Source organism: Melioribacter sp. (assembly GCF_049325435.1).
GTDB classification, from domain to species: Bacteria; Bacteroidota; Ignavibacteria; order Ignavibacteriales; family Melioribacteraceae; genus Melioribacter; species Melioribacter roseus.
On sequence record NZ_JBMOLD010000010.1, the window covers coordinates 192,575 to 218,416 of the forward strand.

Annotated in this window: 20 protein-coding genes and 1 tRNA gene; 5 read left to right on the top strand and 16 right to left on the bottom strand. The window is 41.2% G+C overall.

The genetic code is table 11. From position 1 onward, the window contains the following. Positions 1-10 precede the first annotated feature (10 nt). The 13 genes from murG to ACOYVE_RS07675 all read right to left on the bottom strand — a co-directional run bounded on the left by murG (position 11) and on the right by ACOYVE_RS07675 (position 12,636). Entirely contained in the window at positions 11-1,114 is a 1,104-nt protein-coding gene (murG, locus tag ACOYVE_RS07615; protein WP_422881442.1) for an undecaprenyldiphospho-muramoylpentapeptide beta-N-acetylglucosaminyltransferase, read from the bottom strand. Next, positions 1,111-2,223 (bottom strand): FtsW/RodA/SpoVE family cell cycle protein, encoded by a 1,113-nt coding sequence (locus ACOYVE_RS07620; protein ID WP_014854995.1) that lies wholly within the window; start codon positions 2,221-2,223, stop codon positions 1,111-1,113. Before ACOYVE_RS07620 ends, murG begins: the two co-directional genes overlap by 4 nt. Next, positions 2,224-3,570 (bottom strand): UDP-N-acetylmuramoyl-L-alanine--D-glutamate ligase, encoded by a 1,347-nt coding sequence (murD, locus tag ACOYVE_RS07625; protein WP_422881443.1) that lies wholly within the window; start codon positions 3,568-3,570, stop codon positions 2,224-2,226. Beyond that, the gene (gene mraY, locus ACOYVE_RS07630) at positions 3,570-4,679 is read right to left on the bottom strand and encodes a phospho-N-acetylmuramoyl-pentapeptide-transferase (protein WP_014854997.1); all 1,110 of its coding nucleotides are present in this window, start codon (positions 4,677-4,679) and stop codon (positions 3,570-3,572) included. The genes murD and mraY overlap by 1 nt, the downstream gene beginning before the upstream one ends. Then, complete coding sequence (locus tag ACOYVE_RS07635) at positions 4,679-6,088, bottom strand: UDP-N-acetylmuramoyl-tripeptide--D-alanyl-D-alanine ligase (RefSeq protein ID WP_014854998.1); 1,410 nt, start codon at positions 6,086-6,088, stop codon at positions 4,679-4,681. Before ACOYVE_RS07635 ends, mraY begins: the two co-directional genes overlap by 1 nt. Then, positions 6,085-7,554: a UDP-N-acetylmuramoyl-L-alanyl-D-glutamate--2,6-diaminopimelate ligase gene (locus tag ACOYVE_RS07640; RefSeq protein ID WP_014854999.1), complete on the bottom strand. Its 1,470-nt coding sequence runs from the start codon at positions 7,552-7,554 to the stop codon at positions 6,085-6,087. The genes ACOYVE_RS07635 and ACOYVE_RS07640 overlap by 4 nt, the downstream gene beginning before the upstream one ends. Before the next feature lies 1 nt (position 7,555). Further along, a complete protein-coding gene (locus tag ACOYVE_RS07645; protein WP_014855000.1) occupies positions 7,556-9,577 on the bottom strand; it encodes a penicillin-binding protein in 2,022 nt (673 codons plus the stop codon). Continuing rightward, complete coding sequence (locus tag ACOYVE_RS07650; RefSeq protein ID WP_014855001.1) at positions 9,570-9,890, bottom strand: septum formation initiator family protein; 321 nt, start codon at positions 9,888-9,890, stop codon at positions 9,570-9,572. Before ACOYVE_RS07650 ends, ACOYVE_RS07645 begins: the two co-directional genes overlap by 8 nt. A 1-nt stretch (position 9,891) precedes the next feature. Then, a complete protein-coding gene (gene rsmH, locus ACOYVE_RS07655) occupies positions 9,892-10,812 on the bottom strand; it encodes a 16S rRNA (cytosine(1402)-N(4))-methyltransferase RsmH (protein WP_041355707.1) in 921 nt (306 codons plus the stop codon). Further along, positions 10,809-11,258 (bottom strand): division/cell wall cluster transcriptional repressor MraZ, encoded by a 450-nt coding sequence (gene mraZ, locus ACOYVE_RS07660; RefSeq protein ID WP_081489431.1) that lies wholly within the window; start codon positions 11,256-11,258, stop codon positions 10,809-10,811. Before mraZ ends, rsmH begins: the two co-directional genes overlap by 4 nt. 178 nt (positions 11,259-11,436) lie before the next feature. Continuing rightward, positions 11,437-11,509 (bottom strand) — tRNA-Thr (locus ACOYVE_RS07665). Positions 11,510-11,639: 130 nt separating this feature from the next. Continuing rightward, on the bottom strand, positions 11,640-12,332 hold the full coding sequence (locus tag ACOYVE_RS07670) for a tetratricopeptide repeat protein (RefSeq protein WP_422881446.1): 693 nt from the start codon (positions 12,330-12,332) through the stop codon (positions 11,640-11,642). Continuing rightward, positions 12,322-12,636, bottom strand: a complete 315-nt coding sequence (locus tag ACOYVE_RS07675; RefSeq protein WP_014855005.1) for an HU family DNA-binding protein — start codon at positions 12,634-12,636, stop codon at positions 12,322-12,324. The genes ACOYVE_RS07670 and ACOYVE_RS07675 overlap by 11 nt, the downstream gene beginning before the upstream one ends. 241 nt (positions 12,637-12,877) lie before the next feature. Between ACOYVE_RS07675 and ACOYVE_RS07680 the strand changes: the two genes are divergently transcribed. The 5 genes from ACOYVE_RS07680 to ACOYVE_RS07700 all read left to right on the top strand — a co-directional run bounded on the left by ACOYVE_RS07680 (position 12,878) and on the right by ACOYVE_RS07700 (position 17,567). After that, complete coding sequence (locus ACOYVE_RS07680; RefSeq protein ID WP_041355710.1) at positions 12,878-13,252, top strand: hypothetical protein; 375 nt, start codon at positions 12,878-12,880, stop codon at positions 13,250-13,252. A gap of 51 nt (positions 13,253-13,303) precedes the next feature. Further along, on the top strand, positions 13,304-13,603 hold the full coding sequence (locus tag ACOYVE_RS07685; RefSeq protein ID WP_157867281.1) for a hypothetical protein: 300 nt from the start codon (positions 13,304-13,306) through the stop codon (positions 13,601-13,603). 90 nt (positions 13,604-13,693) lie between these two features. Beyond that, the gene (locus ACOYVE_RS07690) at positions 13,694-13,897 is read left to right on the top strand and encodes a heavy-metal-associated domain-containing protein (RefSeq protein ID WP_041356182.1); all 204 of its coding nucleotides are present in this window, start codon (positions 13,694-13,696) and stop codon (positions 13,895-13,897) included. Positions 13,898-13,899: 2 nt separating this feature from the next. Beyond that, on the top strand, positions 13,900-16,110 hold the full coding sequence (locus ACOYVE_RS07695) for a heavy metal translocating P-type ATPase (protein ID WP_014855008.1): 2,211 nt from the start codon (positions 13,900-13,902) through the stop codon (positions 16,108-16,110). A gap of 101 nt (positions 16,111-16,211) precedes the next feature. Further along, entirely contained in the window at positions 16,212-17,567 is a 1,356-nt protein-coding gene (locus tag ACOYVE_RS07700; protein WP_014855009.1) for an MFS transporter, read from the top strand. On the opposite strand, the gene ACOYVE_RS07705 is transcribed toward ACOYVE_RS07700, so the two are convergent. The 3 genes from ACOYVE_RS07705 to ACOYVE_RS07715 are packed head-to-tail and all read right to left on the bottom strand — an operon-like array spanning position 17,557 to position 25,837. Continuing rightward, positions 17,557-18,615 (bottom strand): N-acetylmuramoyl-L-alanine amidase family protein, encoded by a 1,059-nt coding sequence (locus ACOYVE_RS07705; RefSeq protein ID WP_014855010.1) that lies wholly within the window; start codon positions 18,613-18,615, stop codon positions 17,557-17,559. The genes ACOYVE_RS07700 and ACOYVE_RS07705 overlap by 11 nt on opposite strands. Next, positions 18,588-22,112, bottom strand: coding sequence for a UvrD-helicase domain-containing protein (locus ACOYVE_RS07710; RefSeq protein ID WP_422881450.1), 3,525 nt, complete (start codon positions 22,110-22,112; stop codon positions 18,588-18,590). Before ACOYVE_RS07710 ends, ACOYVE_RS07705 begins: the two co-directional genes overlap by 28 nt. Next, a complete protein-coding gene (locus tag ACOYVE_RS07715; protein WP_422881451.1) occupies positions 22,109-25,837 on the bottom strand; it encodes an ATP-binding protein in 3,729 nt (1,242 codons plus the stop codon). Before ACOYVE_RS07715 ends, ACOYVE_RS07710 begins: the two co-directional genes overlap by 4 nt. Positions 25,838-25,842: the final 5 nt, after the last annotated feature.

Consider the following 25,842-nt stretch of genomic DNA (forward strand, 5'->3'; position numbering starts at 1 on the left):
AATCGACTCCTTAATTGATTTGTTCCGCCATGCCGATTGCCTTTTGAGCAATAACGGAGGCGGCTTCCGGTTTTGAGAATGTTTTTATCGCATCGGATAATTTTTTAAGCTTTTCGTCGTCGTTGATTAATTCGATTAATTTGTTTTTCAATTCCGACGACAAATTTTTGTCTTCGATTAAAACCGCCGCATTCGACTCAGCCAGGGCAAGAGCGTTGAAATACTGATGATTGGCGGCAACATTCGGAGACGGCACCAGTACAGCCGCTTTACCGAGAGCGGAAATTTCGGCAATGGTTGTAGCTCCGGCTCTTGCAATTACAAGATCGGAAGCCGAATATGCCGCCCGCATATCCTCGATAAACGGCATTGTTTTTATTTTTTCCGTATCATATTTTTTGTACGCGTCATAGTAGAGCTTTCCCGTCTGCCATATTAACTGCAAGTCTTCCTTTTCAAACAAATCCACAATTCGAGCCGCCGATTCGTTTAAAGATCTGGCTCCCAGGCTGCCTCCCAAAATCAGTACGGTTTTTTTAGCCGGGTCCAGTCCGAATTTTTTAGCGGCTTCATTTTTATCTATTAGCGACAAATCAATCCGCACGGGATTTCCCGTAACATAAATTTTGTCCTTAAAACGGAAATACTTCTTACTTTCCTCAAACGCTACGTGAATTTCGTTTGCCTTTCTTTCTAGCAGTCTATTAGCGATTCCCGGATAGCTGTTCTGTTCGAGCAATATAATTTTTGAGCCGATTACCGAAGCGGCCCATACTACGGGACCCGATACATAAGCGCCGCATCCGACGGCGACGCGGGGTTTAAACCGCATCATAAAGAACAGAGACTGAAATGCGGAGGCAATAAGTTTAACCGGGAACAACAGATTTCTTAAATCGAACTTCCGATAGAATCCGCTTATCCATATATTTTTGAATTCAAACCCGTATTGCGGAACCACGCGCGATTCGATTTTATCTTTGTTTCCGAAAAAGACAATTTCGGATTCGGGATGTAATTTCTTAATATACTGAGCTACGGCAATAGCAGGATAAAGATGACCGCCAGTGCCGCCGGCGGCAAATACAAAGCGATATGGATTCGAATTCTTCATCCTACCTGAGCCAGTTTTAATTTTTCCGTCTGCATAGTTTGATATGCCACATTAATTATAATTCCTATCGACACGCCCATAAAAACCACCGACGTACCGCCGAAGCTGATGAAAGGAAGCGTAATACCGGTAGTGGGAAAGAGTCCCGTTACGACGGCGGCGTTAATGAATGCGCTTACCAGAATATTGAAACCGAGTCCGAAGACGAGCAGCTGACCGAATTTATCCTGAGCTTTTTTCGCAATAATAAGACAAATGACAAAAAGCGCGAGATAAGTGAATAAAATTAACGCGGTGCCGATAAAACCGGTTTCCTCGCCGATAATCGAAAAGATAAAATCGCCGTACGATTCCGGCAAAAAGAGGTCGCTCTGCCTGCTGTGTCCGAAGCCCAATCCTTTCAAACCTCCGCTGCCCAGAGCGATTTTTGCCTGAGTTACCTGAATATTAATATCGCTTCCGGTCATAAGACTGTTTATATAGTCAAAAAGTCGCTCGCGTGAATGTTTATAGAGCATTACAGCCGAACCCACAAAGAAAATTCCGACGGACAGAATTCCGGAAATATGTCTGAGACTCGCTCCTCCCACGTAAAGCAGTACGAACGAAGTAAAAGCAATTATCAAACTTGTGCTTACGTTCGGCTGAAGAATGATCAATCCGCATACGAGACCGATCCAAACAAGGGCATATGCAAAACCTTTCTTGAAGTCGGCAATCAATTCTCCTTTCCTTTCGATCAGAGCAGACAAATGAATTATCAAAAGAATCTTAACCGCTTCGGAAGGTTGAAAACTAAGCAGTCCCAGGTCGAGCCACCTTGCGGCTCCTTTTACTTTAGGGGCAAAAATCAAAGTGGCAATCAGCAGAACGAGACCCGATATCATCATATATTTACTGTATTTACGAAAAAGGTCATACGGAGTTAATGCAAACGCCGCAATAGCGAACAGAGCCAGAACAACTTTTAAGATGTGCGACTTGAACATCGAGTAGTAATCGTTATATCTGGTCATGCTGTATGTGCCGCTGGCGGTAAATACCATAATGGCTCCCAGCAGTACGAGAGCTATAACAAGAATGATCAATATTTTTAAGAGTGTCTTCATTTATTTTAAGTTATTAACCGCTTCTTTAAAAACTTTTCCTCTGTGTCCGTAATTGTCGAACATATCGAAGCTGGCGCACGCCGGCGACAAAAGGACTACCGACCCCGGTTTGGCTTCTTTTCTTGCCGAAAGAACGCAGCTTTCCAATGATTGTTTATATTCGGTAGGAACAATATCCTTGAAAAAATCATAAACTTTGTTTGCCGAAGAACCGATAGCATATATTTTTTTAACTTTTCGAGCTACGAGCTCTTTGATTTTATTGTAATCGTTGCCTTTGTCCTTGCCCCCCAGAATCAAATAAATCGGTTTTTCAAAACTGTTGAGCGCATACCAGACAGAATCGACATTAGTAGCTTTCGAATCGTTGTAATATTCAACGCCGGCAAGTTCACGGACAAATTCGATACGGTGTTCCACGCCGCGAAACGACGAAAACGCGCTTTTAATTTTCTTGTTAGGTATACCGAGTTTTTTTGCCACGGTCAAAACAGCGAGCGCATTCGAAACGTTGTGGGGACCTTTAATAAACAAATCCGAGACGGCGCAAACCGTCTCCTTGGTCTGATCCGAAAAAATCATATTTCCTTCTTTTACATAAGAACCTTTGAGCATTTCTTTTTGAAGCGAGAACCCGTATTTATTTACATCCGCAGCAGGCATAAAATCGATAACATTCCGATCGTCGGAGTTGTAAATCAAAACATCGTTGGCAGTTTGATTTTTGAGAATATTCATTTTCGAGCGGGCGTAGAGCGCAAAGTCGTTGTTATATCTGTCCAGATGATCGGGAGTAATATTCAAGACAACTGCGAAATCGGGCTTGAAATATTTAATAAAATCGAGTTGGAAACTCGACGCCTCCAGAACTACGTAATCGTTTTCCCCTATCTCAGTAACGACATCGGAAAAAGGAGTTCCTATATTGCCGGCGGAGAATGTATTGAAGCCGCTCTGTTTCAATGTAAAGTTCATTAACGAAGTCGTAGTGGTTTTTCCGTTGGTTCCGGTAATTGCAATTGTTTTACCTTTATTGAACCAGCTTGCAAATTCGAATTCGCTGTATATTTCAATGCCTTTATCTTTTGCTTCTGCCAGAATACCCGAAAACGACGGGACTCCGGGACTCGTTACAATAAAATCGCAGTCGAATACCTTTTCGGAATGTTTGTCGGTTTCATAAGGAATATTTTCATTTTCCAGAACGGAAATCCATTTAAAAACCGACTGCCTGCTTGCGGAATCGCTAACGAAAGGCAAAGCGCCCATTTTTTTTGCAAGCTTTGCCGCAGCAATTCCGCTGTCTGCCGCGCCGATTATCGATATTTTTTTCCCTTTAATATCCATTACCTTATCTTGAACGAAGTTAAACTTATAATAGCCAGTATGATCGTTATTATATAGAAACGAACTACTATTTTGGGTTCCGCCCAATTCAATTGCTCGAAATGATGATGGATAGGAGCCATTTTGAAAACGCGTCTTCCTTCGCCGTATTTTCTTTTAGTGTACTTGAAATAAAGCCTTTGAATAATTACCGACAGTGTTTCGGCAAAATAGATACCTCCGAGAATCGGTATCAACAAATCTTTCTTAATTACAATCATCATCACACCGAAAGCGCCGCCCAGAGCGAGCGAACCGGTGTCTCCCATAAATACGTCGGCCGGATAAAAATTATACCATAAGAACCCGAGTCCCGCGCCTATTAGAGCGGCGATAAATACTGTTAATTCTCCGCTGCCGGGCAGGTACATTATATTGAGATAATCCGCATAAATAACATTGCCCGTCACGTAAGCGAGTATTGCAAGCGCAAGCATTACAATAATCATCGTGCCGATTGCCAGTCCGTCGAGTCCGTCCGTTAAATTCACCGCATTTGAAGTTGCCGTTATTATAAAAACGACCCACGGAATGTAGAGATAGGAAAAATCCCAATTCAGATTTTTAAAAAACGGCAAAGTAGTTTGAGTATTATACTGCGCAAATTCCGGCAGGTAATAGACCGCCGTCCCCACCACCAAGCCGACAAAAATTTGTCCCATTAATTTGTACCGCGCAATCAGACCGGTCGGCAATTTTCTTACAACCTTCAGATAATCGTCAAGAAAACCGATAAAACCGAGAACAATAGTCGCAAATAGTACGAGCAGTATAAACCTGCTTTTGATATCGCTCCATAATAAAACCGGCACAATTACCGATAGCAGAATAATTATTCCGCCCATCGTCGGCGTGCCCGCTTTCTTTTTATGAGTCTTCGGACCGTCGTCTCTTATCGGCTGATCGATCTGACTCTCTTTTAATTTTCTAATAATTTTCGGGGCTATCATAAACGACATAACAAGAGCCGTAATTGCCGACAAGGCGGATCTGAACGATAAAAACCGGAAGACGTCGAAGCCCGGCGGATTAAAAATTTCGTTTATGTAATCGAATAAATAATAAAACATTATTCAAATCTCTCTTTTATGATTTTCACAAATTCTTCCATCGCCATACCCCTCGAGCCTTTTACGAGGATTACAGAGTTTTTTAGTTCTTCGTACTTAAGGTAAAGCGACAATTCTTCCCGATTTTTGAAGTGTATGGTTTTAATTCCTTTCTTCTTCAATTCGTTGCCTGCGTATTTCATGTAGTTGCCGATCGTTAACACATAAAGATTTTTGTCGGGTTTGAATATTTCCGCAAGTTCTTTGTGTATTTTAGCCGATTGTTTTCCGAGTTCATAAATGTCGCCGAGTATAAATATTTTTTTCTTGTATCCCTTGATTTTCTTTACGAGTTTATAAGCTGCGTCGACCGAAGCGGGACTCGAATTGTAAGTGTCGTCTATCAGAAACACGCCGGGTAATTTAATCGCGTTTAGTCTCCCTTTAGCTGCGATAAGATTTTTCGACGCTTTATCGAGCTCTCTCGCACCGACGCCCGCATTCAATGCGACTGCGGCGGCCGAAAGGAAATTAATCGCATTAGCTTCGCCGTATAACGACAGAACAAACTCCCGGTCTGTCTTTTTGTAACTAATTCTAAGTCGGGTCCTGCCGTCTTCTTCATATCCCGTAATCTTTCCTTTAACCGTCGGTCTGTTTCTAAATCCGTACGTAATCACATTCCTGAAATTTTCTTTATACTTTTTTAGTATCGGATCGTCGTAGTTGATAAAAACGGTTCCGCCTTTTCGATCGGCGGCATTCAAAAGAGCCGATTTTTCCCGGAAGACCATCTCCCTGCTTTTCAAGAATTCGATATGCGAATCGCCTATGTTCGTTATCAATGCAAAATCGGGTTCGGCAATATTAGCCGTATATTCGATTTCTCCGAAATGATTTGTGCCGTGTTCCAATACGACGAATTCGGTCTTTTCGTCGGCCGACAAAAGAGTAAGCGGCACGCCGATATGATTGTTATTGTTTGCTTCGGTTTTAACGATTACAAATTTCTCGGAAAGAATCGAAGCCAGAATATCTTTGGTCGTAGTTTTTCCGTTACTGCCCGTAATCGAAATTATCCGCGCATTGAGTTTTTTCCGCCATATATGCGCAATTTCGCCCAAGGCTTTTACGGTATCAGGAACCGCGATTATCGCGATGCGATAAGTATCGAAGTCTTTCGATTCGAATATCTTTTTCAGTTTTCTTTTGTTTACGACGAGCGCGTCTGCTCCTTTTTTAACTGCTTCTCCGATAAAATCGTGCCCGTCGAATTTCTCGCCTTGAATAGCGACGTAAACGCACCTGCCCTTAATTTTCCTGGTGTCGATCGAAACGGCATTTTCCGGTTTATAATAGTCCGGATTATAGATTTCCGCGCCGTTAAGCTCGAACAAATCCTCCAACGATATTTTTATTTTTCCGCTCATAGATTTAAGTATTTAACAGCAGTTTCTTTATCGGAGAAATGTGTTCTTACTCCGTTTATTTCCTGATAATTCTCGTGACCTTTTCCTGCAATCAGAATTACGGCATCCTTTTCGGACATTTGTATTGCTTTCTTAATTGCTTCTTCGCGGTTTTCAATGACCGTATAATTGTCTTTTTTAATGCCTTGAACAATTTCGTCAATAATGGCGGAAGGATTTTCGGTACGGGGATTATCCGAAGTAACAAAAACCTTGTCGCTCATTTCGGAAGCAATTCTGCCCATTATCGGTCGCTTGGATCTGTCGCGGTCGCCTCCGCATCCGAACACCGTATAGACCGGACGTGAATTGCCGACGATATTTCTAACGGCTTTTAACGCCTGCATAAGTGAATCGGCGGTGTGCGCGTAGTCGATTATAATTTTCTTTTCGCCTCCGGAAACAACTTCGAACCTTCCCGGAACCTGCGGCGAATTTTTGATGGCTCTTATAACCTCGTCTGCGTCGATCGATTCCAGCAGACCCACGGCAAAAGCTGCCGTTGCATTATAAGCGTTAAAATGACCGATTAATTTTGTGTGTAACTTGTACTCTTTGTTTTTATATACGACGACGAAATCGGTCCCTTCGAGCGAATAGGTTATTTCCTTTATTCTGAAATCGGCTTTTTCCGACGCGCCGTATTTTACCACTTTTGCTTTTGTGCCTCGAACTAATTCATTTGCATTCGGGTCGTCCGCGTTTATTACAGCGGCTGCATTTTCGGGCAGCATGTCGAACAATATTTTTTTCGCTTTGAGATAGTTATCAAAGGTCAGATGATAGTCCATATGATCCGAAGTAATATTCGTAAATATGGCGTAATCGAAATCGAGATAATCGGCGCGATGCAGATCCAAAGCATGCGACGAAACTTCCATCGAACAATAACGACAGCCGGCTTTTACCATCCTGTCGAGGAGAAAATTAATTTCATGAGACTGCGGAGTGGTGAGCATAGTCTTCAACTCTTCGTCTCCGATATAATTCGCAATGGTTCCGATCAAGCCTGCTTTGCGCCCTGTATATTCAAAAAGCGATTTAAGAAAAAAAGCCGTCGTGGTTTTTCCTTTGGTGCCCGTTACTCCGACCAATTTAATTTTTTTGGAAGGGCTGCCGAAAAATCTGTCGGAAAATTCAGCCAGAGCTTTTCTGCTGTCTTCAACCACTATTTTGACGGCAGAGTAATGCTCGAAAATTTGATCGGGCAATGCGGCGGGATTTTGGAGAACCACAGCCCTGACGCCTTTATTCAATGCGTCCTGAATAAATTTATGACCGTCGGTTTTAAAGCCTTCGATTGCAAAGAAGAGAGAATTTTCATTCACATTCCGGGAATCGATCGAAATATTCGTTATTTCTTTTTCTTCGGCGTTTCCCGTCACCTGCTTCACACGCACGTTATTTAACAGTTCGTTTAATTTCATTTCAGTTGAGATTCAATACTTTCTTATTAATGTTCAATTGACATTTGACGGTGCAAATTGTGCCGGCGGTAAGTTTAACGCCGGGTTCTATACTTTGCGACACTACTTTTCCGCTGCCGCTAATTTTATATTTGACGCTGAGTTCGTTTAATATTACGATTGCATCGCGTAAATTCATATTTCTTAAATCGGGCATAACGCCTTTTTGAACGTTCTGTTTGACCGGCTTTTCGGGAAGCATCTTTTTCTCGTTAGTCGGATTAAAAAACTTATCATAATTATTTTCTTTGGCGTTGATATCTTCGGCAATCAGTTCTTCTATCAATTTCTTTTTCCTTACGATTTTCTTTCTTACGGGAGCCAGATTCAAATCGTACTCAATCAACCGTTGGGCGACGTTTTTAAATACCGGAGCGGCAACCAAACCGCCGTATCTGGCAATCTCCGGCGAGTCGATCAAGATCAGGCATACAATCTGAGGATTATCCGCGGGCAAATAACCGATGAACGACGAATTGTATTTGCCTTTAACGTACCTGCCTTCGACCAATTTTTGCGACGTGCCCGTTTTGCCGCCCGCATGAACATAATCGAGCTGAGCCGCCGTAGCAGTGCCGTTTTCCACTACGCCCACCATCATTTTCTTTATTTTATCGGACACTTCTTTATCAATCACTCTTCTGATTCTTTTCGGGTCGGCGGAGCTGAGGATTTCGCCATTTGCATCCGTAATCTTTTCGACCACATAAGGTTTGTATAGAATCCCGCCGTTTACAAGAGCGCTGAAAGCGGTAATCATTTGCAATGGAGTTACGGAAAATTCATATCCGAACGACATAAAAGCTTTTGAGAGTTTCGAAAAATTTTTCGGTTTTTTCAAATAACCTTCGGCTTCGCCCGAAATTTCGATGTGCGTCGGATTGCCGAATCCGAAATTTCGCAGATACCTGTAAAACAGTTCGTCCGATATTCGTGTGGATAATTTAGCCATAGCGACATTGCTCGATTGTTCGAGCACTTCTCTCACTGTGAGGATATCGTGAGGATGGGTGTCGGTTATTCTCGTTTTGTGAAAAATAATCTTTCCCCCTTCTACGTCGATCGGTTCGTTTTCTTCAGCAAGCTTTTCATTAAACAACATCGAAAGAATAAAAGGCTTTATCGTCGATCCCGGTTCGTAAGTATCTGTGAGCGCCCGGTTTCTCCTTTCCGAAGCGGTAAAAAGATTGTAATTGGCGGGATCGAAGTCCGGTATGTTAGCCAGCGCAAGTATGGCGCCGCTATTAGGATCCATTATTATACCCACGCCCGAATTGCCGTTGTATTTCTTAACTCCGGCGGCAAGTTCTTCCTGCAATATTTTCTGATAAGTTTTATTGATTGTCAGAACCACATTATTCCCGGGCGCCGGCGGAACAGAATGTTTTTCGTCAACGGAAATAACTTTTCCCAAAACGTCTCTTTCGAAAAGATACATTCCGTCTTTTCCCGTTAGAATCTCGTCATAAACTTTTTCGATGCCTTCTATGCCTTTCAGTTCTCTGTTAACGTAACCGATAATATGAGCCGCTAAATTTCCGTACGGGTAGACGCGCGTAAAATCTTCCTCGTAAAAGTATCCGTCCACAATCAGTTTTTTCAGCTCGAACGCCTTCGACATGGGCACTTTCTTTGCAATACAAACGTTGCGCTTGCCGTTGCGAATAATTCTTTTATAATAAGAAACCGGCTTGCCTAACGTTTTCGAAAACACTTTCGATATAGTATCTATTTTGGATTCGTTCATCATCCTCGTATCGACGAAGAACGATACGTTGTCTCGCGTAAACGACAACACTTCGCCGTTTCGGTCTTTAATAATTCCTCTTTCGGCTTTGATGATTTTGGGTTTGTTCTGCTGGCGTTCCGCAATCAAAGTATAGTATTCGTTTTTGAGTATTTGAATAGAAAAAAGTTTTGCCAGCAAAAGCAAAAAAAAGAGGAAAACAAATCCGGTTATAATCAAAGCTCTCGAATTAATCATATTTTTCTTGCAATAATTTTTCGAGCTGTTCTATTTGAAATTTATCCACACGGATCGTTTTGAGATTTTCAATCGGGCTTAACATCCCGAGCGTATCTTTTGCAATTTTGACAATTCTCTCCTCTGAACTCAATTTTTGAATTTCGACCGTCTTCATTTCGATACGGTTCAGTTTTTCGTTGAGCAATTCTGTTTTTGTAATTTTTTCGCGCGTCATATTTTTGATTTCGTTGACCGTGGCGACGTGCAAAAAAATCAAAAAAGCAAAAGCAAAAACAATAAAGATAAAACGTATGGTGGACGATTTGCTCATATTAAATCCTCTCGGCTGCTCTTAACTTTGCGCTTCTCGAGCGGCGGTTTTTTGCGATTTCCTCTTCAGTCGGCGCAATCGGTTTGGTATTGATCAATTTGAGTCGGGCTTCTTTATCGCAGACGCAAATCGGACTCTGCGGCGGACATATACACTCGAGAGTTTCATATTTAAACTTTTCTTTAACGATTCTGTCCTCGAGCGAATGGAAAGTAATAATTGCGATTCTGCCCCCTTTTTTGAGCAAGTCGATCGACTTGTCGAGGAAAATTTCGAGTTCTTCCAGTTCATTATTCACATAAATTCTGAGAGCCTGAAATACTCGCGCAAGGGATTTATTGAGAAATTTGGGCGGCGTCAATTCGGCGATAATGCTTTTTAACTGGCTTGAGGTTTCAAACTTATTGGTCTTTCTGTATTCTGCAATTTTCCTGGCAATCTGTCTCGATTTTTTTTCTTCGCCGTACCTGAAAATAATATCCGCCAATTCTTCTTCCGAAGCGGTGTTCAGCAGGTCGGCCGCTGATATGCCTTCCGATTTATTCATCCTCAGATCAAGGGGCGAATCCTCTCTGAAAGTAAAACCTTTTTCAGGGTCGTCGAGTTGCAGAGAAGACACCCCGAGATCTAAAAAGATGCCGTCAAACATTTCAATGAACTCGATTTTTGCAATAACGTCTATATTCGTAAAAGATGTATTATAGACGATATATCTGGATTCGTTTTCAAATTTTTTTTTGCAGTAGCTGAATGCTTCGAAATCTTTATCCGTAGCGACGAGCTTACCTTTATCGCTCAAAGAATTCAGAATTTCCCCGGCATGCCCGCCGTAGCCTGCCGTACCTTCAAAGTAAGCGCCGTCTCTGTTCCATACCAATAACTCCACGCTCTCCCTCAGGAGAACCGGTTCGTGTCGACTCATTTTTTCTTATTCGACATTACCTGTTTGGCTATTTCAGCAAACGATAATGTATTTTCTTTCTTATGCGCTTCGTAAATAGCGGGATTCCAGATTTCGATTTTCTTGTTTTGTCCCAGGATGAGCACATCCTTTTCGATTTCGGCAAACTCGATCAACTTTTTCGGAATAAGCAACCGCGATTGAGAATCCAATTTGTCTTCAGATGCATATTCGAACAGGAGCCTTTTGAATATCGATTCTTCCGGGTCGAAATCGTCGAGTTGATTGATGCGCGGCAGCACTTCTTCGCGCCATAAGTCGAGCGGATATAAATCGATGCATTGCACAATTCCCCTTGTCATCACAAACGTCTCGTTGGCAGCTTCGTTAATATACTTCCTGAACTTGGATGGTATACTTACCCTCCCCTTTGCATCCATCGAATATGTGAAGCTACCTATAAACATATTTCTCCACTTTTACACACTTTTTACCACTTGGGTGCAAAATAACTGTTTTTCTATGGGATTGTCAAGACATTTTTCCAAAAAAATAAAAAAATATCCGCATTTGCGTGATGCGGATATTCAGGGAAAAATTTAGCGTCGAGCGGATTGACTAGAAAGATTGGAGGGTAAAAACTTGAGCCATCTGGGGGACTTGAACCCCCGACCCGCGCATTACGAATGCGCTGCTCTACCAACTGAGCTAAGATGGCTTATTTTAACTTATATAAATCTTATCTTAATTTCTTTTTGTGACGATTCTTACGAAGTCTTTTTTTCCGTTTGTGCGTCGCCATTTTATGACGTTTTCTTTTTCTACCGCAAGGCATTTATTTTCTCCTTTTAATGTGAATTAATCAATTCCTGAGCTTTTTTACCGATATTGTTATTCGGATTAATTTCGACCGCTTTTCGCCACCACTCGATCGCCTCGTCGTGTTTGCCCGAAGTCAAACTAACGATTCCCAGATTGAGATGCGCTATCTGATGTTTTGGTTCGTACTTGAGAGCTTCTTTCATCCATTTTTCGGCTTCGGCATAATTCTGCAGGTCATAATAGCAAACTCCCATGTCCACGAGCACATCGGGATTCTCAGGATCGAATTTCAGATATTCTTTGTACCGGTCGATTGCTTTTTGCTTGAATCCCGAATCGTTCAACATATGAGCCAGAGTTAGAATTTTTTCTTTATCAGTCGGATTTGTTTTGAGTTCATTCTCAAGAGCGTTGATTTGTTGAAGATTCGACAGGTCTACGCCTTTGTGAACGTCCTCAAAGCTCTGGTTCGTACTTTGAGCGATTTCCGGTTCGTCGAATATTCCGGAAGAATAAAGAATAACTCCTCCGATAACAATCAGTAAAAGAACAATATAAATAATTTTATTAAAGCTAAGTTCTTTATCACCCGGGGAATTGTTTTCGGATTTTTTTACTTTTTTAGTTTTCCCCGTTTTGGCGCCGCAATAAGGACAATAGACGAACTCTTTTTCGAGCTTTTCGCCGCATACGATACAATTTTTCGTTTCATTGCTCATTTGATTCGGCTTTTTCTTTTTCTTTCATTCCTCTGTCGACCGCTTCCTTAAAATCTTTCGAGAATTTGAATACCGGCACATAATGTTCGTCTACGAATACCTGTTCGCCCGTTCTGGGATTGCGAGCATAGCGGGCTTTCTTCTTTTTAACCTTATAACTTCCAAATCCTCTTATTTCAATACCGTTTCCTTCCTGAAGCGCCTGAATTACCGTATTCAGAAAACCTTCAATAATTGCTTCGGTTTCAAGTTTCGTCAGTCCTGTTCCGTTTGCAACCCTTTCTACAATGTCTGCTTTAGTCATCTCGGCACCTTTAACGCTATTTTAAATTTTATAGCACAGAAAAATATTAAATATTCCGATAAATTCCAATAATAAAATGACTTACAGATAGATCAATCGAACAAAATGTTTCATAGTGATACACAAATCTAAATTTAAGTCTGATTTTTCCGCAAAAAGCTGCATTTTTACTCTCTTTTCGCATGGCACGGGAATTGAGAGAGTAGTAATAAACATAATCGGAGAACGAAAGGAGTTCGAAATGACACTGTTGCCAATTATATATACAAGCTTGATTTTCTTTTTCAGTTTGATGGTATTGGTTCTTTTGGTTTCTTATATCACCTTCAAACTGAGAAAGCAAGAGAACCCCGCGATCGTCGAAGAAAGAAATAAAGTAATCCAGAACCAGTACAACTATCCTAATCCGGCGACAGTAAAACCGTATTACCAATATTATGAAAAACCCCGCAACGAGATCCGTCCGGTCGAAGTGAAAAAGCCGCAACGGAAGTCAAGCTCTTATCGTCGTCATCAAACTACGACCGGTAGAAAACGAATCGAGATTATCAACGAAAAATATACCGGACAAAGCTCTTCATATAATAGCGTATTCATAAACAACTACGCGGACTAATTCCGAACTACTTTAATTTAAGGAGTAATTTGTATATTTTAGGTTATGGAATTGATACCTATTATATACAAAATACTCCTGGTAGTATTGTTTCTCTTCCTTTTAAGCATCGGCATATCATACGTCAAGAACAGGAAAAAGATAAACGGGGAAACTCAAAAGACAACTACTCCCGCAGTCAAAAAAAGTTTCGCTCCAAATACTCCCCCGCAGAAGCCTCGAAAAGAACCCGAGCCGAAAGAAGAAAAATTCTATAAACCTGTGGTTACCAATTCGGGCGTCAAGGGAAAGAACAGCGACAATCCCCGCATCGAAATTATCAAAGACTTAAAATCCAAAGGGAAGAAATAGTTGAATCCGTCCGGACTTTTATTTATCCAATACAATCAAGAACAAATTTATATTCGAAAATGTTATAAGGCATATAAAAACGGAGGAATTATGCAGAACAAGGAATTTAAGATTGAAGGTATGAGCTGTCATCATTGCGTTATGGCGGTTAAAAAAGAACTCTCTTCTCTTGATCTGGAATCGGCGGAAGTAGAAATAGGCAAAGCCGTAGTTTCTTACGACGAATCAAAAGTTACAGAAGAGCAGATTAAAAGCGCAATCGAAGAAGCCGGTTATAAAGTTGTTGAAAGCTGAAAATGAAAAATTATAAACTCCCCGTGGAAGGGATGACGTGCGCAAGCTGCGTTACACGCGTGGAAAAAATTATAGGGAAATTCGACGGCGTCAAAAATGTCAACGTCAATCTTGCGACCGAATCGGTTTCTTTCGAAACCGAGAAAGACATCGATATAAATAAAATTGCGGAAGCCGTTAAAGAATACGGTTACCAACTACGCACCGACGTTCTTCAAAACAAAGAGGACGCCTCCAAAGAAGAGGAAACCGACAGCTATTATTCCGAACTCAAAAAAGAGTTCTATTTTGCGCTCGCTTTTACAATTCCTGTTTTCATCATCAGCATGTTAATGGGGTATGATTTTTTTCAGACTTTATTTCCACTGACCCAAACGCAAATTGAAAAGGTTCTTTTTCTGCTGACCACTCCGGTAATTTTCATTTCGGGTAAACGCTTTTATACGTCGTTCTGGAATAATATAAAACATTTTGCATTCGATATGAATTCGCTAGTCGCAATAGGTACGGGAGCCGCTTACGGTTACAGTACGATTGCAATATTATTCCCCGAATTCTTCGACGTTCAGCCGCACGTCTATTTCGACACGTCGGTTGTAATCATTACGTTGATTCTTATGGGAAAACTGCTCGAACATTCATCCAAACGAAAAACAAATACGGCTGTCCGCAAATTGCTCGAGCTGCAGCCAAAGACGGCAAGGATATTGATTGACGGTCAGGAACAGGAAGTCAATATTTCCGATTTGAAACCGGGAGATATCGTCGTTATACGTCCGGGAGAAAAAATTCCCGCCGACGGCGTCATTGTAAACGGCGCTTCTTCGGTCGACGAATCGATGATTACAGGCGAAAGCATTCCTGTGGATAAAACGACTGGTTCTAAGGTTGTCGGAGGCACAATCAATAAATACGGAACGTTCAATTTTAAAGTTACTCAAACGGGGGAAAAAAGCGTTCTCGGACAAATAATACAATTAGTGGAAAACGCTCAGGCGAGCAAACCGCCGATACAAAAACTCGTCGATAAGATTGCCGCTGTGTTTGTGCCGGCGGTAATAATCGCGGCTCTACTGACATTTTTCGGCTGGTATATTTTTTCGAGCGACCATTCTGTCGGCCGAGCATTGATAAATTTCGTCGCAGTTTTGATCGTTGCCTGTCCGTGCGCGCTCGGATTGGCAACTCCAACCGCTATTATTGTCGGACTGGGCAAAGGCGCTTCGAATGGTATCTTAATCAAAGACAGCGAAAGCATCGAACTGGCGCATAAAATATCTGTAATTATTTTCGACAAAACAGGCACGATTACGGAAGGCAAACCCTCAGTTAAGGATATTGTTACTCTTAATAATTTCGACAAGGATAAACTCCTTATTTATACTGCGTCGCTCGAAAAGAAATCGGAACATCCGCTTGCAAAAGCAATCACGGATTATTCGACTAACGGCAATCTGTTTGAACCGGAGACATTCCAAAGTCTTACCGGATTCGGTATAACGGGGATTGTCAACAACAAAACGGTAATAGTGGGAAATCTTAATCTCATGAAAGAATTTTCCGTAGCTACGGACGAGGCAGAAAAAATCTTCGATGAACTATCGACAAAAGGAAATACTATTATATGCACAGCCATCGAAGGAAAGCTTGCCGGATTTATTATAATCGAAGACAAAATCAAGCCGGAGGCTCCCGAAGTTATAGCCCGTTTGAAAAAAATGAATATAAAAACGGTCTTACTTACGGGCGACAACAAATCCACTGCGGAAAATATCGGAGCCGTGGCCGGATTCGACGAGATAAATGCGGAAGTTTTACCCGATCAAAAGGTAGAAACGGTAAAAAAATATCAAAGTATCGGCGAAAGTAAAATAGTGGCTATGGTCGGCGACGGAATTAACGACGCGCCCGCCCTTGCACAGGCGGATTTAAGCATTGCCATAGGAACGGGCGCCGATGTTGCCATCGAGACGGCGCAAATAACGCTCACGGGCGGAAAATTAACAGGCGTTATAAAAGCAATCAATCTGTCCAAATCCACGATAAAAACAATTAAACAAAATCTCTTCTGGGCGTTTATTTACAATACGGTACTGATCCCGCTGGCTGCGCTGGGCATGCTTAATCCGATGATTGCGGCTCTGGCAATGTCTTTCAGTTCCGTATCAGTAGTCACGAATTCACTCCGTTTGAAAAACCGCAAATTGGATTAATATACAACCGAAAAAAAAATCCAAATTGTCGGAATTGTATTCCAAAAAAAGTTCAAATTCCATAACTTAGGTATTTTCATATAATCAATTGAGGAATACTGATGGCAAAAGAAACCAATACAGTCGCTTCCGGGCAAGGCTGGAAATTTTCAAAAGAATTCTGGCTTGCCAACTTTATGGAATTATGCGAGCGCGCCGCTTACTACGGTTTTTTCATAGTTCTTACTCTCTACCTTACAGACATAGTAGGTTTTACCGACACCGAAACGGGAATAGTGGCGGGAGTATTTTATGCATTGCTCTATTTTCTGCCTCCTTTCGTGGGAGCCATTTCCGACAAAATCGGATTTAAGAAAGGTTTAATTCTCGCTTTTGCTCTCCTTACAATCGGATACTTTTTTTTAGGAGTATTTCACGAAAAAATTCCGGTGCTCTTTTTTCTGTTCATTGTGCTCGTAGGCGGCTCTTTCATCAAACCATTGATAACCGGCACGGTAGCCAAAACAACCACGGAAGAAAACAGAGCGCGCGGTTACGCGCTTTTCTACTGGGTTGTAAATATCGGAGCCTTCAGCGGCAAAACTTTTGTGCCTTATGTTAGGCAGGGTATCGGACTCGAATACGTGAATTTTTTCTCTGCGGGGATGGCATTCCTGGCAATGCTCTTCGCCATCTTCTTTTATAACCAAAACGATAATTCGTATACAACTAAGACAATCGAAGACGTCGTAAAATCGTTAAAAAAGATAATGACTTCTCCAAGGTTATTGTTATTGATATTAATAGTCAGCGGATTCTGGACTATTCAGCACCAGCTTTACGCTACAATGCCGAAGTATGTAATTAGACTGTTGGGCGAAGACGCGCGACCGGAATGGCTTGCAAACGTGAATCCCGCAGTCGTTGTATTGTTTGTAGTGCTCGTTACAAATTTAATGAAAAAACAGAAAGCGGTTACATCGATGCTGGTAGGAATGCTTTTGATGCCCTTTTCCGCTCTGGCGATGTCGGGCAGTCAATGGCTGGGAGGAATAACAGGCTCTTCGGTTTCGATTCTGGGCTTTTTCACGTTGCATCCTCTTACGGTAATGATGATAATCGGAATAGCGATTCAAGGACTGGCTGAATGTTTCATCTCGCCCAGATTTTTGGAATATTTTTCTCTGCAGGCGCCCAAAGGCGAAGAAGGAGTTTATCTAGGATTCAGCCATTTGCATTCTTTTTTATCGGCTCTGGCCGGATTTACGATGTCGGGTTTTCTGCTGGACGCTTACTGCCCCGACCCCAATACTCTGCCGGCAGGTTTAAGCGCCGCCGAAAAAGCCGTCTATTATCAGGACGCTCACGTTATCTGGTATTATTTCGTAGCAATCGGATTTGTTGCGGCAATTGCGCTGTTTGTATTTAAAATTGCAACAGAAAGAATCGACGCAAAGAAAGCCGCCGTCAATCACTGAAAAAAAGATATCTTTTTTCGCCGCAATAGATAACTATTTTTTTACGGTAAGGGAACGAATGATTGCCTCTTTTATTTGCGCAAATAATTCTCAAGGGAATTTCGCCGCAAGGCTCCGTTCGTTCCTTTATCGTTAATACACTGTTCAGAGTGTCGTAATAAAAATTTTTTTTAGATTTATTCAAATAGACCTCGGTCCGTTCTATATCGATTCCATATTTATCCGACAGCTTAAACGAAACCGTAACCGTATCGTTTTCATAATTCAGGCTTTCCGGCAAGAAAGTAATCTGAGGAATTCCCGCCATAAAATATTTTGCAATACCGCGGAAAATACCCCACGCCTGAATTTTATTGAAAGTATCGTCGTTCAGTCTCAGAATTTCGAGTCTGCTCGTGTGAAATCCGCATTCAACAAGAACTGCGGGAATTTTTGAATTTCTCAGGACATAAAAACCTTCGCCGGGATAAATAATATAATCGGAATATGTGCCGTCGAATGAGCCGAGTCCGCCCGGATTCCCCATTACATACGATAAATCTCTCTGGATATATTTTGCGAGGTCGTTGTTGCACGGTTCATATTCGTAATTTCCCCGCCGGGCATGATAAAACGTGGAAGTGTAATTTGTATAATTGTCTTCTTCTTTTGAAGACGCATTGTGATGAATACTGACGAACAATTCAGCCACGACGGAATCAGCCATTTTAGGTCTCAGCTGCAGAGGCACAGTTATATCTTCCGTTCTCGACATATAAACTTTTGCGCCCGCCATTTCCAGATATTCCTTGAGATAAAGCGCAACTTTCAGATTAACGTCCGCCTCGATTATTTTTCCGTCCCGGCTTTTGTTTCTTCTGTCTTCTCCGCCGTGTCCCGGGTCTATAAAAATTCTCCTGCCTTCAAGAAATTCTGTATATCTGTCGATTGTTTTTATTCTAACGGAATCTTCCTTCCAGTCGGGCGGCAATTCGTAAAGCGGGAATTCGCCGGCGGAACATCCCGCCAGATAAACCGCAATTATCGCTGCGAAAAGGATTTTATACATTTTTCACCTTTGATAGCATAATGACATTTAATGCAGTGATTCAAGTTCGGTTGATATTCGGCTTTATTTATCTTTTCGATTGTGCCTCTAATTTCTCCGCCGAATTTTTCAACTTCATCTTTCGTTAATTCTTTAGTTACCGGTATGTCGGGATGTTTGATAAATACAAGTCTTACGATAAAACGCTCTGCGTTTGCGTAGACTTTACCGAGAATATAAGCATAGAATTTCAACTGCGGCAAATAATTTTCCGCTTTGGAGTATACATCCGCCTTTCCGACGTTATCGGTTTTATAATCGACGATTATCAATTTATCGTTGTCGATTATCAATTTATCTATAATGCCGTAGAGATAATTATTCCCCTCCTGCGTATAAAACTCGGCTTCGTTGAGATATGTTTTAAAACTCTTCAATTCTTTGTATGTGTTCGATGCGTAATATTTTCGGAGATCGGAGAGTAAATTTTCTTTCATACTATCCGGGACAGTTTCCCTTTCCAACAATTCCGATACGGCTTTTTCGATGTTTTCGTATTCTGTTTCTTTTTCAAGAATCGCATGAATTATTCTGCCTTTGACGTCTGCGTAACCCGACAATTCATCGTCTTCTCGCGTTTTGAAATCATAATTGAATTCTCTTTCTTTTACAATATCAAAAGCAAGCGAGTAACCGAGTTCATAAATTAACTGATACTTTACCGGACATTGATTAAATATGGCAATTTTCGTAGCGGAAATGATTTCCTTCTCCGGTTCGTCTTCGATATCGCCTATCAGGGATTTCTTAACATCATTTTTATCATCAGATTTTTCATAATACTTATCCGTGTAGAACAATTCCCTCTGAACAGGAATGGTAATTTCCATTTTTTTTTCGTAAACCCTATTGTCTCCGGAATTCACATCCATAAATTTAACATCGTCGCTCAATTTTTTTTCATCGACGTTCTCCAAATTCTCAATCCGGAGTCCTTTGAACAGAAGCTTCATAAAAGTATTTTTTTCGGGCTTATTTTTTGCGGAGGTAATAAACAGATATTTCTCCGCTCTGGTCAGCGCCACATAAAACAATCTTTTCATTTCCGCCAGTTCTTTCTTTCGTACAATCAAATTGTAAATCGCATCAATCGGATTCGATTCCTTTTCTCGAGTAAAATCATTATCCGGATAAACTTTTGATACAATGCCGAAATGTTTGTCTATTCCGAGTCCGCTTTTTCCGCCCGCTGTTTCGTTAGCCCCAAAAATAAACACGGCTTTATATTCAAGTCCCTTTGCCTGATGAATAGTAAGCAAATTAACGGCATTTTGATTTTTCGAGATAGCAGCCTGGCTTTCGTCTTCATAATTTTCGATATAGTCGCGCAGCGCTTCTCTGAAATCGTAAAGATTGGCAAAGTTTTTCGTTGTGAAATTCCTGGCGATTGCCAAAAGTTTATTCAGGTTAGCCAGTTGTTGTTCCGCGTCCCGTTTGGACGAAATAACGGCCCAATAACCCGTATCGACAAGTATTCTCCTGATGAGCGCATACGGTTTTTCATAAGCAGCCAGTTTAATGTGTTCTGACAACTGTTTCGCAGTATGTTTATATTTTTCTTCCGTCACTGCGGAGTTTTTCAATTTTTCATAAAACGTATCGCCTTCCGCCATCGATATTTCTAGAAGTTCGGAATCCGAAATCGTATAGAAAGGCGAACGTAAAATTCCGACCAGAGCAGCATCGTTTCTGTTGTTAATCAGAAAAGACAAATAGTTGAAAACGTCCCCCACCACCTGCTGTTGATAAAATCCTCTTCCTCCCACGATCGAATAGGGAATGTTCTTTTCAATAAATACGCGTTCTATTTTGTCGAAAAGTTTTCTCTTCCTGCAAAGGATACCGATGTCGCCGGGATTTAAATTTTCTTCTTCTATTAATTGATAAATTTTGTCCGCCACGAGCATTTCTTCGCTTATTTCAGCGCCGTTGGCGACGAGGAGTTCCACCCGTCCTTCCTCATTTTCGGATTTTGCGCAGACCAGTTCATTGTAATCGACTTCATTGAACAAATTTCTGAGATCTTCGCTTTCGACGTCAAACAGATTTTTGAATAATTTGTTTACAAACAAAACAATTGGCGGAGACAATCTGAAACTGTGTGGCAAAGTAAGTATGGCTCCTTCCTCTCCTTTCGACTCGATGTCTTTTCTTGTTTTGTTGAACACTTCGAGTTCGGCGTTCCTGAACATATAAATGCTTTGTTTTTCGTCGCCTACGACGAACAAGTTTCCGTGCTTCAGATAATCGAGTATCGGCATAAAGATATTATATTGCAGTTCGTTAGTATCCTGATATTCGTCAATCATTATGTATTTGTAGCGCGTTTTGAGATATTCAATAGCCGAATCCAGTTTCACCACCTTCTCCGTAAGCAGTAAAATATCCTCGAAGTCGACGTAACCTTTGGCTTTTTTCTTTGCGTTGTAAGACTCGATAACTTTTCCACTTACACGTATAAACGCCTTGCCCAATTCAATTAATTTCTTTATAGCATCGTCTTTCCATTCGGCGTCAATTACAGTATTAAAATCGGCGAAAAAATTTTGAATAATATCAATTTCGTATTGAACTTCATCCCGCTCTTTGCTGAGATAACCCCTCTTTGCCAAGCTCTCTTTATCGCTTAATGTGATAAGTTCTCTCAGTTTTTTCAGATCCGCCAACCGCTCTGGTAAATTCTCTATCGTTAATTCCCGATTGACAATTACATCCACAGACGATATTAAGCCGGACGAAGGATTTACTTCCCGGACTTTTTCGTTGACGGTTTTTACAGCGTTTAACAACCGGGGCAGCTCTTTAGCAAAAATTAATTCCAGCACATGCTCGTATCGCCGTTTCAAAGTTTCCAGGATATCATCGCCGGATCTTGCGTAAAACTCGCAGAGAGTATCGAGCGTTTTTCTGTTTGAAACCGCCTGTTTAATATTTTTAATCAGTTGATGCTTTCCGCCGAAGAACCTGACAAGGAATTTTAAGTTCTCGGATTCTTCGGGCGTTTCAATCAGATTTTTCAAAGTATCGTCGATACTGATTTCGAGCAGATCTTCCGCTTCGGATTGTTCGACGGGAATGAAATTCGCATCGAGATTCGCTTCGGGGGCGAATTCATGCAATATATTCAAACAGAACGAATGGATAGTTGAGATATTGGCGTTTACTAATTGTCTCCTGATAGATTCGATAGCTCTCCTTTTGGAAAAATCGGTTTCGTTGTTAATTCTCTCTTCAATTTCGAGAGCTATTCTTTTTTGAAGTTCGCCCGCCGCCTTGTCGGTAAAAGTAATTGCGACAATGTTTTCAATATCGATATTATTGTCGCGGGATTCGTTCAGGAGAATATCCACGTACCGCCTGGCGAAGACAAATGTTTTTCCGGCTCCGGCGTTTGCCGTCAATAATATGTCTTTGTCGTACCTTAGCGCTTTATCCTGATATGGCGTTAACTTTTTCATGTTTTTATTTTAGGTAATTTTATTTTAAATACGGCGCCTTCTTTCGAAGTTTCCGCCAACTCGATTTCACCGCCAATGCTTTCGATAAAACGGCGGGAAAGCTTTAGCCCCAATCCCATCCCCTGCTTTTTCGTAGTAAACTTTTCCTCGAATATTTTGTCTTTGAATTCTTCTTTTATTCCCTCGCCGTCGTCTTTAACAGTTACTTCGAAATAATCATCAAATTCTTTTATGTCAACATAAATATTTTTTGCGTTTGCCTGAACCGAATTACGGAACAGATTCACAAAAGTTCTCGTGAAGTGTTGTTCGTCTCCTTCCACGATAATCCGTCCGGACGGTTTACCGAACTCAATGTCGATTTTTTCCGACTGGAACAAGTCGATCACCGATTCGATTATTTTGGTCAGGTCGATTTTTGTAATATTTAGTTTGGGCATTCTTGCAAAGTTGGAAAATTCCGAAGCGATGTTAGTAAGCAGTTCTATTTGATTTATAACCGTATTTGTAACTTTATCGAAGATTGCGTCGAACTTGGGAGATTTGTCCCTATAAGCGGCGATCAGTTGTTGAACGGATAATTTAATAGGCGTCAAAGGATTTTTTATTTCGTGAGCCACCTGTCTGGCCATTTCTTTCCATGCCGTTTCCCTTTCCATCATTGCTAGCTCCTCCTGATTTTCTTTCAGGCGCTGAACCATCATATTAAATCCTTTTGTCAACTCGCCGATTTCACCCGTATACTTCCCTTCTATTTTAATGCTGAGATCGCCTCCGGACAATGATTTTGTTGCGCTCGTAAGTTTAATTATCGGCTGCGATATTTGATTTGCAAGCAGCGTGCTCAGCAAAACGAGCAAGATCGAACTTAGCGACAGTATACCGAACATGAAAACGTCGAGCTCGATGTCCGATAAAGGTAAAGAGATATAATTGAAGAAATCGTTTATTTCAAGAATGTACTCGCCGCCGCCGGCTGCAATTTTTGTATAGAGCGCAGAGTAGGGAATCCCTTCAAAAACACCGCTCAGGTAAATAATGTTCTTATTCCTCCCTTCGATATCCGAAAATGCCTTATAGTTAATCAGATCGGGCATTAACCCGGTCATATAATAATATGGCTGTGTGGAATAAAAATATTTGTTTTTTTGAAAGACCGTAAAGTCGACCGACAAATCGAGTGCCGCCTTCTCGAACAGAGCTTCGCTTTTAATCAGTCCCGGATAATTTTCAAGATAATTTTTTATCTGGGTCGAATATTCTTCGAGTCTTTTCTTAATCAATTCATCGTTCTTTGTCTCGATCAAATTTTTGATATATACGCTCGTAATCAGCATCGGCACAACCGATACCACAATGAAGCCGGCGATCAGACGCGCTTTATAACTTTCGAAGAGCCTTATTGTTCTTTTATAATTCAAAACGGAGAGGATGAGAATTATAATAAAGATAATGAACACGTGAATAAAAAAGACTTTGAAAAAGTCGGATAATTTCCAAGAAATATTTTTTTCTTCTTTACCCACTCCGACAATCAATCCAGATATTTCGGTAATGTAAAAGAGGTATTCTTCTCCGTCGATACCGGCAACCGCCCACTCTTCCCGGGGATTAGCTTCGAAATTTTCTTTCAGCTCATCAATGAAATCGTCGTCTAATTTTATTTTGTCCGACGAGGATTTGAATATATCCCCGTTCAAATAAAAGACTACCAACCTGTTAGGATCGATGACATCGGAAATAAGAATGCGTTTTTTAAGAATAAATTCCGGCATCGAGGCAAAATCGAGATTTACACGGTTATAGACCACGCCCGCTTCGGCATACCCGACTATGGATTTGTCTTTCGTTAAAGGAACAATGCCCCTGATTATTCTGAATTCTCCGAATATGCTCGGGGATTGCATCAACATAACTGTGTCGGTTTGAATCAAAACGTCAGGCAAAAGCGATTCGAGATTTTTATTCGTTAAATAACCTCCTGCAGGCTTCCCGTCGTAATAATAGAAGCGGATGAAGGACTGAACATTTTCGTTATAAAGAAGACTTCTGTTCCAGGCAAGAAAAGCTTTGGCATTCGCCTTTTTGCCGAATTCGTTAATAAGTTCTTCGTCCCCGGTCAATTGATTTAACGTCTGCATTACCATGAACGAGTAGATATTTTCATCGTTGCGCGTAAGCTCGAGGGACGTTGTCTTCAGGGATTCTCTTTCGAGTTCGGAATTATAATACGTCAACAAATTTACTACCAAAACCGAAGCTGCCAAGGAATACAACATAAATCGCGTTGTATGCCCCGGGTTGTTTTTCAATATTACATACGCAGTAATTACAAAAAGAAGAATGTATGAGATCCTGATTTGAGGCGTGCCCTGAGGATTAGTCTGAAAGTAATCGAATAAAAATCCCGCCAGCTGCAAAAAAAGGAATAAACCCGCCAATAGTTTGTAAAGATCTTTTTTAATATTCCCAGGATATAAACGATAGAGCGACAGCAATAACACAAACGAAAAGAGAACCGCCGAAAAGCCGAGCGTCAGAATATTGAGGTTCATTACGAGTATATGAGGCTCGGGTATTAAATTAAACTCCCTGAAATATCTTATCGAGGAATCGAAAACAACGCTTCTTATCGATGCGCCGACGCCTCTCAGCGTAAGGAGAAACAACGCCGTAAACACAAAAAGAGCGACAATAAACGATAATCGGCTTTTAGGCGCTCCCTCGTCGTTGCGATAATATTCCTCAAAGTATTTGTGACCGATTACAATTATTACGGTTCCCGCAATGGCTGTTATAAGAAATTCCGCCGGCGATCTCACGAGTCCGAATGCAAAAGGAGATGAGAAATTCGAAGGGTCGGTCAATGCATTATGAAAATATGCCGAGGGAATACCGAGCAGATAAATTAATATCCTGCCGCCTCCCACAGCCAAAGTCCAGAAAACAAATCTTGTAATCCGGTTCGAACGCCTGACATAAACGTATAAAATAAGCGCGCTTACAAAAAAGCAAAGCGCAATCAAAAGAGATTGGACGGTGGATATTGTCCGCTTCAGATTATTTATTTCGTTGTCGAGCGAAGGATTTTCGATAATTATTTTGCATAATGAATTTCCGTCTTTCGATTTGAAAATAAACGACCTGTATCTGCCGTCCTTTACTGATACGTCAGTATTCTTATAGTCGATTGTAATATTCGTACCCGCTTCGATCGACAGCGAGTCGGAAAACGACACTCTGCTTTCTTCTCCGTACAAATCGTACTTTTGCTCGAATATTTCCGCAGTCTGTATGAAATATCTATTGTTATTATAAACGATCGTGTCGGCGTAGACCAGATAAACGCGCAGCCCTTCGTCAAAGAAATAAGGGAGTTTCAAATTGCCGCATTCCGGCTTTTCAATATCGGCTTCTTTATTCCAGTATATTAAACTGTCTTCTTTAAAAATAAAGACAAAATAATTTTCGGTGAAAGAATTGTCTTCCGGGAGCCTCGGCATTTTTATTTTGATTTTTTCATTAAAAGAAGCGAGGCGGGATATTTTATTATCAAGGGCGTCAGCTACAAGAGTTTCCGTTTCTTTTAATTTTTCTTCAAGGCGGACGCTCCACATTTTCTTATCGACTAATACGGGAGCCGCAAAAGCCGAAATAAGCAGCAATAGCAGCAGAGCGCTAAGAGAAATCCACTTTAGATTTGATTTTTTGAAAATGCCCTTCATAAAGG

What these genes read in the sequence shown, in the direction of transcription:
- ACOYVE_RS07705 (WP_014855010.1), bottom strand. Translation starts at nt 18,615, where the DNA reads ATGTATAAAATCCTTTTCGCAGCGATAATTGCGGTTTATCTGGCGGGA.
- ACOYVE_RS07690 (WP_041356182.1), top strand. Translation starts at nt 13,694, where the DNA reads ATGCAGAACAAGGAATTTAAGATTGAAGGTATGAGCTGTCATCATTGC.
- ACOYVE_RS07700 (WP_014855009.1), top strand. Translation starts at nt 16,212, where the DNA reads ATGGCAAAAGAAACCAATACAGTCGCTTCCGGGCAAGGCTGGAAATTT.
- ACOYVE_RS07645 (WP_014855000.1), bottom strand. Translation starts at nt 9,577, where the DNA reads ATGATTAATTCGAGAGCTTTGATTATAACCGGATTTGTTTTCCTCTTT.
- murG (WP_422881442.1), bottom strand. Translation starts at nt 1,114, where the DNA reads ATGAAGAATTCGAATCCATATCGCTTTGTATTTGCCGCCGGCGGCACT.
- ACOYVE_RS07695 (WP_014855008.1), top strand. Translation starts at nt 13,900, where the DNA reads ATGAAAAATTATAAACTCCCCGTGGAAGGGATGACGTGCGCAAGCTGC.
- ACOYVE_RS07635 (WP_014854998.1), bottom strand. Translation starts at nt 6,088, where the DNA reads ATGAGCGGAAAAATAAAAATATCGTTGGAGGATTTGTTCGAGCTTAAC.
- ACOYVE_RS07650 (WP_014855001.1), bottom strand. Translation starts at nt 9,890, where the DNA reads ATGAGCAAATCGTCCACCATACGTTTTATCTTTATTGTTTTTGCTTTT.
- ACOYVE_RS07715 (WP_422881451.1), bottom strand. Translation starts at nt 25,837, where the DNA reads ATGAAGGGCATTTTCAAAAAATCAAATCTAAAGTGGATTTCTCTTAGC.
- ACOYVE_RS07710 (WP_422881450.1), bottom strand. Translation starts at nt 22,112, where the DNA reads ATGAAAAAGTTAACGCCATATCAGGATAAAGCGCTAAGGTACGACAAA.
- mraZ (WP_081489431.1), bottom strand. Translation starts at nt 11,258, where the DNA reads ATGTTTATAGGTAGCTTCACATATTCGATGGATGCAAAGGGGAGGGTA.
- ACOYVE_RS07680 (WP_041355710.1), top strand. Translation starts at nt 12,878, where the DNA reads ATGACACTGTTGCCAATTATATATACAAGCTTGATTTTCTTTTTCAGT.
- ACOYVE_RS07620 (WP_014854995.1), bottom strand. Translation starts at nt 2,223, where the DNA reads ATGAAGACACTCTTAAAAATATTGATCATTCTTGTTATAGCTCTCGTA.
- ACOYVE_RS07675 (WP_014855005.1), bottom strand. Translation starts at nt 12,636, where the DNA reads ATGACTAAAGCAGACATTGTAGAAAGGGTTGCAAACGGAACAGGACTG.
- rsmH (WP_041355707.1), bottom strand. Translation starts at nt 10,812, where the DNA reads ATGAGTCGACACGAACCGGTTCTCCTGAGGGAGAGCGTGGAGTTATTG.
- mraY (WP_014854997.1), bottom strand. Translation starts at nt 4,679, where the DNA reads ATGTTTTATTATTTATTCGATTACATAAACGAAATTTTTAATCCGCCG.
- ACOYVE_RS07670 (WP_422881446.1), bottom strand. Translation starts at nt 12,332, where the DNA reads ATGAGCAATGAAACGAAAAATTGTATCGTATGCGGCGAAAAGCTCGAA.
- murD (WP_422881443.1), bottom strand. Translation starts at nt 3,570, where the DNA reads ATGGATATTAAAGGGAAAAAAATATCGATAATCGGCGCGGCAGACAGC.
- ACOYVE_RS07640 (WP_014854999.1), bottom strand. Translation starts at nt 7,554, where the DNA reads ATGAAATTAAACGAACTGTTAAATAACGTGCGTGTGAAGCAGGTGACG.